General features: G+C 48.8%; 6 protein-coding genes. All 6 read right to left on the reverse strand.

The window, feature by feature from the left end:
• Positions 1–21: 21 nt before the first annotated feature.
• The 6 genes from KI810_RS00610 to KI810_RS00635 all read right to left on the reverse strand — a co-directional run bounded on the left by KI810_RS00610 (position 22) and on the right by KI810_RS00635 (position 12499).
• Positions 22–309 carry a hypothetical protein gene (locus KI810_RS00610; RefSeq protein ID WP_214173553.1) on the reverse strand — a complete coding sequence of 96 codons (288 nt, stop codon included), beginning with the start codon at positions 307–309 and terminating at the stop codon, positions 22–24.
• Positions 310–324: 15 nt separating this feature from the next.
• Complete coding sequence (locus tag KI810_RS00615; RefSeq protein WP_214173554.1) at positions 325–2238, reverse strand: AAA family ATPase; 1914 nt, start codon at positions 2236–2238, stop codon at positions 325–327.
• The gene (locus KI810_RS00620) at positions 2235–6335 is read right to left on the reverse strand and encodes an Eco57I restriction-modification methylase domain-containing protein (protein ID WP_214173555.1); all 4101 of its coding nucleotides are present in this window, start codon (positions 6333–6335) and stop codon (positions 2235–2237) included. Before KI810_RS00620 ends, KI810_RS00615 begins: the two co-directional genes overlap by 4 nt.
• A 21-nt stretch (positions 6336–6356) precedes the next feature.
• Positions 6357–9686, reverse strand: a complete 3330-nt coding sequence (locus tag KI810_RS00625; RefSeq protein ID WP_214173556.1) for a helicase-related protein — start codon at positions 9684–9686, stop codon at positions 6357–6359.
• Positions 9687–9942: 256 nt separating this feature from the next.
• Entirely contained in the window at positions 9943–11178 is a 1236-nt protein-coding gene (locus KI810_RS00630) for a M48 family metallopeptidase (RefSeq protein ID WP_214173557.1), read from the reverse strand.
• A gap of 28 nt (positions 11179–11206) precedes the next feature.
• Entirely contained in the window at positions 11207–12499 is a 1293-nt protein-coding gene (locus tag KI810_RS00635) for a tyrosine-type recombinase/integrase (RefSeq protein WP_214173558.1), read from the reverse strand.
• Positions 12500–12570 lie beyond the last annotated feature (71 nt).

Raw genomic sequence — 12570 nt, forward strand, 5'->3', positions numbered from 1 at the left:
GTTCATAACTCCTTACGGATATTATTGAATTCGACTTTTGGCAATCCGTTTTTCCTCTTCGGTGAAGAGCTCCGAGTATTCAGGAAGCAGCACATGGGCTTCGACGGTGAGGTGCTTGCAGTTGCACATGATGAGATGGATCAGCCCTTCGTAGGACTTGTCGTTATGCAGTAACTCCTTCGCCGTTGCTACTCCGCCCTTGCTCTTGAGCATGATCAGGAAGCGTTTAGCGTCATAGCCACATTCTTCTTTTGCCCTCCTGTAAATCTCATACATGGCAAGTTCGAAACGGTTCTCCAACTCAGGCATTAGCAATTCTCCCTTTCAAGTGAACGCCGCCAGACGAGTTTGGACAGTCTCTGGGGGTGGGGTCCGTAACACGTTCCATGCAGCATCCAGAGTAGGCTTGTCAAAAGTGTTCACCAAGGCATAGTTCCAGTCATCAAGAAAGATTGAACGTTGGGCTTCAATGTCTGCAATCAAGGGTGCGGCTACAGCTGCGTTGACACGGTTCATTGCCTCTTTAGCACTCTCCCACAGCTCGGCAAGGGTAAACTTTGTCCAGTCATCCCTGAAAGTTACCTTGCCGTCATATCTTTTCAGCAGGCCCCGAAGATCAACCTCGAATGTTGTACGGAGCCAACATGCTGCATCCAGGAGCTCTTCGCTTGTTGGAGTCGGCTTTTGCAGGAGGTCAAATGTGTTTTTTGCAAAGTTGGTAGTCCCATCCGCAAAATCCAGCTTTTTTACTGCCTGAATAGCAGCATCGACCTCGCCGGGTGCTAGAGTAACAGGGTGGAAGTGTGCAAGAGGGTTAAGGACTCCTGAGCGGAAGAGCTTGATGCGCTGCAGAGTAAAGAGCGACTTGGGCATTTTCCCGTCCCACAGGAGGCGACGCTCGATCCCTAGCAGAAAATGGTCGGTATTCAAATGACGGCCCTCAAGATCGTAGGGCACTTGAATCTTACGTTTACTACAATACGATTTGAGCTTCACTTCAAACGCTGCGCGAGCATGAAGAGCTGCAGTTCTCAAATCATGCTTGACGTTAAGATGTTCTTCTGCCAGCAACAAAAAGTGTTCAGCTAATTTTTCGGTTTGGGGTTTGAGCACCGGGGCGTCAAAAACGAAAGTCCCTTCTTTTACCTTCTGTCTATGCATCTCATAAACTGTCCACTGAGTCGGATTCATCAACGCGAGTTGGGCCATTTCAAACCAGACGTGATCATGCGTCAGCAAAATCACCTGGTAGTCTGCAAACCTTTCTTCGAGAATCCTGAGAACCGGCAAGCGGTTTGAAAGATCCAGTCCGATAAGCACATCATCAAGGACAAGCAGTTTTGTGGGAGTAGCTACGCTTGCAGGTGGCCGAGGATTGCTGAGGATTGCACCGGCAAGATAAAGAGATATTGCTAACGCTGAAAGCCTAGCCTCGTTAAGGAAGGTATTCCAGTCCGGAATCTGAACACCGTTTAGTTCTACCTCAAAATCAAGAAACTTATTTTTAAAACCCCAATCTCTGGAATAATGCGGAGTACAATCATAGTGAACAGTTGGAACATCCAGACGAATTTCCAGCCCAGCCCCAGTGAAATATCTAAGTATTTCCGTTACAGCTCTCTGTACATCTGGCAATATTCCGCTAAATCCATCGTTAAACTCCTTTTCTGCTGCGGCCAATTGTCGAAGTTGATTACGGGTACGTCTTTTGGGCTTACTCCCGCGAAAATCAGCCCAGAGTTGTGATAGCGATCTTACCCTTCCGCCAGTCCCGACAATGGGAACATTAGCTAGGAGCGTGGTTACAGCCAGTTCAAACAATTTTTCTCTGACATCAGCCACGTTGAAGTTTGTTTGAAGCAGCGAGCGGTACTCAAGCAAAGAAGCACGACGCGCTGTATCTACCCAACGTTCTCGGGTAGCCTGGGGTAATGTTCGGTCTCCATGTGGCCGAGATCCAAGGCAATGCCACACATGCAGTGTACCGTCTGAAAGCTCCAATGATACATGACCATCTATGCAAGATTTATCCGGGCCTGCAGAGAATATGTTGCGGTGCTTATGAAACGGCTGTGCTTTTGGATCAAGGTTTAAGAACTCTACCAGAGCCTTATAAAGGGACGATTTGCCACTACCGTTTTCGCCATAGAGAAGCAGGTTTTTCCCGCCAGCCAAATCGAATACTTCCGGCGCAGGAAACCCACGAAAGTCTTTTAGTTCAATTTTGGAAATTTTCATTCCTGCCCCTCGATGATCCGCACAATCTCCAGAGACCCAAGGTTAAATAGCGCCCCCCGCAAGGGGTGATCGGTATGGTAAATCGTCTCGAATAACTTGCGGAGTCGATCAAGGCGCTCGGATTCAGGCAGGGTATCCAGTTTCGGGAAATTAGCCTGGGCTACGAGGTCGAAGATATGAAGTTTGCTGGAGTGTAGTTCCTCAGGGAAGTAAAGCTCGTACACCAGCCCATTAAGTATTTGCTCGAAATAACCCAGCATCAAAGATTCGCGCGCGGTCTTCTTGTCAGGACAGTTTGTAAAAGTTTTATTTAGCCAGAGGAGGTAGTCTACAAGCCGAGTAATTAATCCTTCCTGCTCGGTACTTGCGCTTGCTATTGGCAGCTGAGACAAGAACTGCCGGTTAGCAGAACGGAAACCTCCTCTGAATGGAGCGCTTACATGGGGAAAGAACCAACGTAATACTGAAGAATTAAGAAGTGCCTGAAGATATTGTAAAGATCGACTGGCAAATTGCGGTTTCCAAGTGACGCCACCAACGTCAACATTGTCTAGGAAATGGTTGCCTAACAGGTCAGCCCCAGCATGAAGATGGTCCACAAGTCTGGGGACACAGATTTTAGGCACTGACTGGCGGTTCATATTCTTTAGATAGATGTAACCGTGCCAATCATTATCACGTAACCGACCATCTTCGCGGTCTTCCAATCTGGCTCGATTTTTCTCCAAGTACTCTGCAGTAAATGGAAATTTCTTTCTAAGATTGGCTAAAGGGATTATGGATACTTTTTCTCCAACAGCATAAGGAAAGAGAATGTATTGCCTACTTGGCAATGGGGCATAACTTCCTACATCCGTCCCGCTAACTAGAGGAAAAACTAAATCGTCTTCCAAAATTACTTCTTGACCAAGAGCTTTTGATTTAAATCGAGACTTCCCATTTTCGCATCCAATTAGATCAAATATAAAAACGTCATCGGCACTTGTTTGAAGTCCAACAAAAATGTCAGCCACATCAGAAAGCTTCTGCGGCATCGATTGAAGACGCTCAAAAACGTTTGCCCCTTGCCCAACCGTAAAGTTCCACTCTGCCGGACTGATAGACCCAGCAGGAAATGATCCTTCAGTTCCTTGAAAGGTGCGCAACCACTCCTCATAATTATCAGAGCGAACGAAAAGACATGTCTCCGCCCCTGATTTATCAAGGAATAAGAGGCAGACATAATTTGTTGCACCGGGAAAGACCTGTTGATCGCCAAAATGAACAATGTGTCGCAGATAGCGACCTTTAGCGATAAGGGCGCGTAACTGTTCGCCATACTGCGCATTAAAAAACTTATGCGGAAGAATATAGGCAAGGTGTCCGGAAGGTTTCAGGAAATACAATCCCGCTTCGACGAAAACTACATAAAGATCGTAATTCCCCTTTTTGGCTGAGTCATAATGTGCCTTGTAATACTCGACAAGCTTCGGGTCCTGCTGTTTTAACGTCTGTAATCGAACATAGGGCGGATTGCCGATAAGAACATCGAACCCACTCTCAATGTAGCTTGACGGCGTCAGCTCCATCTGCCCCGAAGTTTCATTGATAAGCGCTAGCTTACCAAGGAGTGTGGCCGGAGATCCGCCATCTACCTTTACTTTCCCTATAGGGAGACCAAACATCCATTCAGAATCGAAGAACGGCGCAGGGTGGTTCTGGTCGTATGGATTCCAGGCGGCAAGCATGCGGGCAGTGGTTGGGTCCCAGCCGGATTGTTGAAGAAGCCGTGCGATATCGGCCCGTAGTTGGGCGTCGCGCTCCCGGCATCTGGCTTTGCGGGCCGGGGTACGGGCATTAAAATGGTCGTGCCGGATCATTTCAAGTTGCTGCCGGAGGGGACGTATCTCGCTTTCGAAAAGCTCCATCTGGCTACCGGGCTTGTCTATTGAAATGAGCGAATCAGCAGCAACGATTTTGGTCTCCAGGTTGGGTAGGGGACGCACTCCCATATTGGGTGCCTGCTGATTTACATGCTGATCGACGATAAGGGCAATAAAGAAACGGAGCTTGGCAATCTGTACTGCAATGGGCTGTATATCGACTCCATAAATGCAGTTTTCGATAAGGTAGAGTTTCCGGGCGAAGTCGAGTGCATGGAACCGGGTATCGAAAGAGTGGCGGATATCTTCGATGCGGGCTTCGCACTGTTCCACCTCTTCCCGCTGGGCTGCGGCCTCACGCAGGATATCGCAATACCGTTCGGCTTCGGACAGCCGGTCGCGCTTCCAACTTTCGTTGTTGGGATCGAGCTTCTGCAACAGATCAACTAGCCGATGAAGCGCACCCATGGGGAAGGCACCGGAACCACAGGCAGGATCAAGGATCTTGACGCGCCCAATGGCGGCAATAAGGAAAGCGGTTTCGGCAGGAGTGAAAGGATTGTGGAAATGCTCAGGCTGGGAGGTGAAAAGCTTCTTTAAAATCTCGCGATATTCGGTAGCTGTTCGGCGATTATTTGCCGACATGCCGTTAACAAGTTGGGTTTCAAGATAGGCTGACAGTGAGTCGTCAACCATGTAACTGACGATTTCACGCGGTGTATAGAAAGCACCGAGAGCTTTCCGGGCGGTGCTCCTGGTGTCTTCATTGTACGAAGCGAGAAGGTTTTCGAAAACTTTGCCCAACAATTCCGGATCGAGAGCAATCTCCTCTTCCAGGGGAGTGTTCTCCTCGACGGTAAATTTGTAGCGGCTTAGGATTTCGATAAGACCGCGAACTTTCTCCCGCCTGCGGCGATTGTCGTCATAGACCGTGCTTAGGTCAACCTCGCGCTCTTCGCCGAAAAAGAGTTCATTCGGCAAGCTGATGCAGTTATCCTTGCGTTCGGAAAAACCATCAAGAAACACCATCGGATCGCTGAACTGGTCGTCAAGGCATTCGAACAGCCCGCCATTGACAAAGGGGATATGATCACGCAATAGCAATTCGATACGGCTGAAGTCGTTGACCAGGTCCTGATACCGCCACAAATTGGTAACGCCACGATTGCCATCTCGTGTGCCCTGATACTTCTTGCGCCAGTCACGTTTATCTTGTTCCTGATTCAGGGTAGCGAAAAAGAGATTTTGCAGGAACACGCAGTAGTAGGAACCGGCTTTGGGGGAAAAATCCTTGAGAAGTTCTTTTGCCGTGCGGTGGCGGAACATATCCCGAGGGATAAGCCGTTTCTCCTGCAGAAACCAACAGAAGATAAGGCGGGTCAGAAGGCGGATGAAGAAAATGGACCTTTGTTTGTCCCGCTCTTTCATATCCGCAATTTCCTCAATGCTGCGAGGCAAGACAACCTCATCATGATTGAGTGCCCAGAAATACCAGTTGGCAACCTCTCGATAGAAACGCTCGTTTAGGGCATAGCTACCCAGCCGTTTTTCCCATGCCTGATGCAAACCGACAAAGTTGTGGAAGCGGTATTCGTCGTGGAGTGTACCGAGAGACAGGTCAGTAAGAATCTCGACATGCGCCCGGAGCGGATCGGCAAAGAAAATGTCTTTGATGAGAGTTATTTTTTCCAGCACATCACGATCCGACGCTTTCTTGTGCAGACGCCGATTGATAACCCCAAGGGTCAGGGTGTCGCCATGGCGGAACAGAACCAAGGCCGGCATGGGAAGCGGCTTGTTAATCAGCCTGACAAGCCGGGAAAGGGAGGTGCGGGTTCGAGGCGTGCTGTCGGAAAGTTCAACAACGAAAACCAAGTAACTTTCGATGCGTGCCCCGTCAACTGCCGTACTTGAATCGAAAAGATCACCCTGACTAAGGCCAAGCGCTGAACCTACTTCCATATCCGTGAGCTGGTAAAGAAAGTGCAAGCTTTTGCACCCGTTTGTCAGTTCCTGATGGTCTTTTTCCGTCAGAGGATGTGTAGGATTCGCGCTCTTCACCCAGCCGATAAAATCCGCAGGGGTGGCGATCTTCAGCACCCGCTCGTCACGCTGGCTGTTGTAACCCAGGGTGTCGAACAATGTGCGAGCAGCTTGCGGCAGGGGCTCTGCAGCAAAGGCGGCAAGTGCCGTCTGGATCTGTTCTTTTAACTCAATTGCTGTTGACGGTGGCATCTATCTCTTCCTCTATTGCGGCTACATGATAACCAGCCAGGTAATCAGTTCAAATTCACCAGTATCAGCTGCTGGTGTTTCTGCAGCTGTCGGCAACATGCCGCCACGACTAGAGAGCAAGGCTACTGCAGCGCGACGCTGGAAAGTATGCTGGATTGAAGCAAGGGCTTTCTGGATCAGGACGTCGTAATGACTCATGTCCGAGCCTTCGCAGGTGCCGGCATTGAACTGTTCGCACAACTTCCCTATGGCGCTCTCTTCCCCAGCGGCAACACTGCGCAGGAGCAGGAGCGACTCCTTCGGTTGGGCGAAAGAATAACGCACCGTGCCATCGTCATGGACGTAGACAAGGTAATGGGGTGACAACGGGTTGATGTTACCCGAATCTGTCGGGCGTTGGGTCGATGCTGCTAAAGTTGCCGCATTGTGTCGCAAGCAGAAGATGACACCGGGTTTGCAGGCCGGAATATCCGGTTTGGGCGCCACCACGGCATACAATCCCGTGTCGGCCTCTTGCAGCTCTGCCTTGCGGGACTCGATATACTGCAACAGATCAAGGCGAAATTCGTCCAGAGAAAAGTCGGTCAGTGAGACACTGTCGTCAAAGTCCTCTAGGTCCAGAATTTCATTCTTCAATCGCTTGAGTTGCCGGTCTCGGAACAGGAGGTCTTCCTTGATGAGCTCCTCAAGTTGGCCAGGATCGAGCAAATTGTCGGTCTGGGTGGCGGATATATCCACCAGCGCCATTCGGGCTTCCACGCGATGCTTGACGTTGAGGTAGCGATCAAGGTCGGCAACTGGCCAAAAGTTAACCAGCCGGACTTCGCTGTTTCTTGAACCTATCCGGTCTATTCGACCAAAACGCTGAATGATCCTGACCGGGTTCCAGTGGATATCGTAGTTGACTAACTTGTCGCAATCCTGAAGGTTCTGACCTTCGGAGATACAATCCGTGGCAATAAGCAGGTCAATCTCTTCATCCTGAGGAAAGCGGGGCTGCTCGACACGGGACTTGGACAACGGCGAAAAGTTAGTCAGGATATCGTCATAATCGATGTTGCCCAAAGATGTCTTGTTGCCGCCGTCACCAACCACAAGGGCAGTATGGATACCCAGGCTTTGCCGCGCCCAGGGAGAAATCTGTTCATAGAGGTATCGGGCTGTGTCAGCAAAAGCTGTGAATATGAGTATCTTCCGGTTCGGTTTGCCTTCAAGGTTTGTTGTCGGCTCAGTGATTTTCTCTTCAATCAGCACACGTAAAGCAGCTAGCTTACCATCCCTCTCTGGCTTCACCGCATTGGTTTTTTCCAGAAGAAACTGAAGCTGCACACGATCCTGCCGGACCTCTTTCAACCACTCGGGGAGCTTCAGATGTCCGAGGTGAATGCGCCGTTTACCGCCGATAGTGAACTCTTCAGTGTCAAAATCAGGGTCTTCAAATTGGTCGGGGGTTAGCAAGTCGTAGTCAATCTCGGGATTGTCCTCGACATGCTTTTCAAAGGCATTAATGCGTTCTTCCAGCTGGTCTATTTTGTCTATGGTACGTTTCAGGGTAAGCCGGAAGGAATCGATGGAACTTTCCAGGCGCTTGAGGAAGTTAACCTTCATCATCGCAACCAGTATCTTTTCACGCCCTTCCTGGGTAAACCCGCCAAGGATCTTGTCCTGATATCGTTCACGCACTTCAACGGGTAGATCGTCCCGCAACTTGGCAGTCGGGTGATATAAGGCGAGGTTGAGTGCGCTGATTTCCTGGTCGAGTTGCTCGAAGGAAAGAAACTTCTGCTGAAGATCGATGGAGGGGTGAAGCGAACGCGGGGCTGTGCGGCGAGGGAAACCGCCGAGACGCTTCATCTCGTCCTTGTAGTAACTGGCAATCTGGCTGCGGGAGCGGGCAATACTGAGACCATCCAGCATCTTGAAGAAGTCTCCGCCTAGTGCCGCCAGAAGATCTCGGGTTTTCCTCTCCGCAATCGGTTTTTTGGCCCATTGGGTAAAATGGGTCTGGGCTTTGCGGCTGGTTTCACGGATTGATTCAATGCCTAATTTATCCATAAATGCGGCGTCCGGTTTTGAATCCCGTGCCACATCACCACCGGCAATAAAAGAAATCTGGTTGCGCAGGTCGGATAACTGGTTGTTAACCGGTGTTGCAGAAAGTAACAATACCTTGGTGCGAACTCCGGAAGATATGATGTCTTCCATAAGGCGCTGGTAACGGGTTCGTCTTTTCCCATCCTGTGTAATACTGTTGTTTCTGAAGTTGTGTGATTCATCAATCACCACCAAATCATAATTGCCCCAGTTCAAGTCATGAAGGTCAATACCTTCTACCTCTCCCTTTACGCGGGAAAGGTCGGTATGGGAAAGCACGTCATAACGGAAACGATCCGCCAGAAAAGGGTTAAGTGTGCTGTTGGCGCGATAAACAGTCCAGTTGCGGCGGAGCTTCTTGGGACAGAGCACCAGCACACGCTCGTTTTTCAATTCAAAGAACTTGATTACCGCCAGGGCGGTAAAGGTTTTGCCGAGACCGACGCTATCAGCAAGGATACAACCGTTATTGGCAAGAATCTTGTTGATGGCGGCCTTGGCTCCGTCTTTCTGAAACGAGAAGAGCTTCTGCCAGATATGGGTATCCGGAAGGGCAGCGCGGCGGAGGGATTCGTCAATATCGCGAGTCCCATCAAGATAGTCACGAAAGAGATTGAAAAGGGTCAGGTAATAGATGAACTGCGGGGAGTGATCGTCATATAACTGGGACAGATAATTAAGAACGTCACCCTTTACATCCGCCACAAGATCCTTGTTATTCCAGATCTCATCAAACCACTGCTTAAGCTCATCTCGGTCGCGGTCATCGGCAACTTCAAGATTCAGTTCGATATTCGGGTTAATCCCATAACCAAGTCCGCTGACGGTGAAGTTAGAACTGCCAACCAGGGCTTTTTTTCGGCCATCGTCATCAATGTGGTACATTTTGCCGTGTAACAAATTAGCCTGCTTGATGGACCTGATATCAACCTTATCACTGATCCAGTCAGAGCATTCCTTGGCCAGGCACTTTTGCTGGAGCTGGTTTCCGAGGTCAAGCTTGTCGTCCTTTAACTTGAACGCCTTCTTCTCTGTTCTATCAGGATCTAAACTCTTAACAAAGCTGGGCTCTCCAAAGAGAAAATTGAGATGGTCAATCTTGTGAAGGTGCTCCTTCAACTTGTCATAGGCATAGATGGTGAAGTAAGCGGATACTATAGAGAGTGTAGAGTTGTCCTTGATACACTCCTTCAGAAAGTCGCCCACCTTGCCACGCGAGCGATTGTCTTTAATGGCTGACTGAAGTGTATTACCCATTTAAGAGCACTCCTTATCAAAATCAAAAACCGCCTTGCCATCAAAAATGAGAGGCATAGGCGGTTTAGTTTCATCTATGTTTACACGGGTGGAGCCTAACATTCATTATCTCCATAACATAGCAAAATTACGCTATTTTAATACATCTTTTCTGCCTCCATGTCAATGACAAAGGGCCACCAACTCTGAATTGTGAAACGAATGCCGGCGCCCTGTGCCGTTTCGCACGCACGTAAGGCAATCATCGGCTTGCAAATCAAATTTGATTGAGATCCCGCACACGCTCTACCACCGGCGGGTGCGAATAGTAAAACTTCGCGTATAAAGGGTGCGGATGGAGGTTAGAAAGATTTTCTGTCGATAGCTTCACAAGGGCAGACGCAAGCGCCTTCGAATTACCGGTAACATCGACGGCAAAGCGGTCGGCCTCACGTTCATGCCGTCGAGATAACCATGCCTGAATTGGCGTGAGAGGGAACATCACCAGCGAGCCTATAAAACCAAGGATCACCATCTTGGCAGGAAGTGAAATTTCTGCGGGAAGGCCAAGCAATCCAGGCAGTCCCGGCCAGTTCAGGAGATAAAAGGCAATCCACGCTCCAGCCAGCCCCATAATCTCCACAGCAAGCAATCGTTTCCAGATGTGCCCCTTTTTCCAGTGACCGATCTCATGGGCAAGCACCGCAACTATCTCACCGTGTGTCATCTGTTTAAGCAGAGTGTCGTACAGCACGATGCGCTTGACCTTGCCGATGCCGGTGAAGTAGGCATTCGAGTGCTGGCTGCGCCGAGATGCATCCATCTGCATTACTCGCCCGACCTTCAACCCAACCTTTTCCATCAATACGCGGATTTCATCCTCCAGCCCCTCTTCTCTAATTGGCTCGAATTTATTAAACAAGGGCTCAAGAAAATACGGAGAGATGAACATCATAAAGAGGCTGAAGACGGCCATCAATGCCCACACCCACACCCACCAATGCGCAGGGCTCCATTGTACGAGCCAGAACGCTGCCGAAACCAACATCATCAGTATGGTTGAAGCGATTGCCTGCGACTTGAGGAAATCGGTAAACCAGAGGCCTGGCGTCATGGTGTTAAATCCATAGCGAGCCTCAATACGAAAGGTTCCGTAAAGGTCGAAAGGAATACCAAATAGTTCCTCAGCCCATGTCAGAATGAGGAAAAAAAGGGCAGCAGAGAGGATGAAAGAATCAGAGAGACCGTGGATAAATTGATCGTAAGTTGCTATCAAACCGCCAAAAAGAAACAGCATGAGCAAGAGGTTGTCGAACAGGGAATCCCACAGGCTGAGGCGGCTGCTGTCGATAGTATAGGATGTGGTTTTGCGGAGAGTAGCCTCATCAACGACGCTTTCAAAACCTTCGGGGATCGAAGCCCCATAACGCTTGAGATGACTGATGTTCAGGTGTCGTAGCCAATATGTGAATAAGGTTACAGCAACATAACACAGGAATAGTACTGACTTCATATATAACGGCTCCGAGAAACAATATGATTTATGTTAAAGTAGCGCTGGACTGCATGTTGGGCACAAGTTCGCCAACAAGCCTGGAAGTAGTATCAAAATACTCGTCGAGAACTTTGATCACTGAACCCTCGAAGTCAAGCACCTGAATCAGATCCACATAAAATTTGTATGTGGTGCCAACATCGGCATGGCCCATCATCTGGCGCAGTTCCTCGTCAATATGTGGCTGATATGCATTATTGCCTAACATACCACTCTTCTGCAGTCTATCGTAAATAAAGTAAGTCGCAAAATGATGTCGAAGCATCCTGGCCGTGAAACGATGACCTGAGTAATGTTCGCACTTACCTACTTTGCTGAAGTGGCTCTGAATCATGTCGTAGGTTACAATGTATCCTTTCTGAGACAAGAAGAGGTACTGATTGCTGGGGTTTTTGCCATGTTTTTTGTAGAAAAGTCTGGCTCGTCTGATCCTTTCGGGCATCCAACAACAGCAGATCAACTCCCATAATGAGCCGGGAAATCTTATGCTTCGCACCTTGCCCTTAGATTCGAACTCGTAATTGATTGTTGGCGGTATAACGGCACCTTTCGTTTCATACGGATGAAGTCCTCTATTGGGTTCGTCAATTTTACCGCGATACGGCAGCTGGAGCAGATCTTTGGGCCTGAGTCCTGTCGATGCAATAATTACAGCGATGATTACATAGACAAAATCACCGAGTAAAGGGATGGCCTCCGTCAGCTGCTCTCTGGTAACGACAGCATCTCTTTTATTTTCTATTGCCGTCATTGCCTCTGGACCAATGTTCATAGCGATCTTATCTCGCTTAACACTGGTGCCCCACATTCCGACGTTAGGCAGCTTGAAGGTTACCGATTTAACATCAAAGTCCCAATAATGTTCGTAACCTTGTTTGCGGGCCCAATCGTAGAAGTCCTGTAGGCAGTATATATAGTACTTAAGGGTACGTTGCTTCAGTCGATTCTTGTTATTTGGCGGTTGCACCAGATAATTGGCATATTCATACATAATGTCTTCATCAACAAGCCGCCAATTCTTTGCACCAATAGTTTTTCCGGATACGTCCTTTGCAACATCCAGCCAACGGAGAAAGCGCTCCAAAATCCAGGAATATGTTTTTATCGTTTCGGGACTTGTTTTTCCATGTCTCATAGTTGTGAATCGCCGGCGAATGAGAGCAAGAACCCACCCTGTAGGCTCATCTATGACCTCATAGTCATCGGTCATGAAAATCGGTACCCTATCCATTTTATACTTCGGGTTCTGTTCAAACGCATTAGTTCTAAACGTCCTCATGCCTTCTCCTCGAAATGCTAACTTGTTAATACATCTAAAGGGATACAGGCGTTCACTGTTTAGAGTTTTTT

This window comes from Geomobilimonas luticola (assembly GCF_018476905.1).
Classification (GTDB): Bacteria; Desulfobacterota; Desulfuromonadia; order Geobacterales; family Geobacteraceae; genus Geomobilimonas; species Geomobilimonas luticola.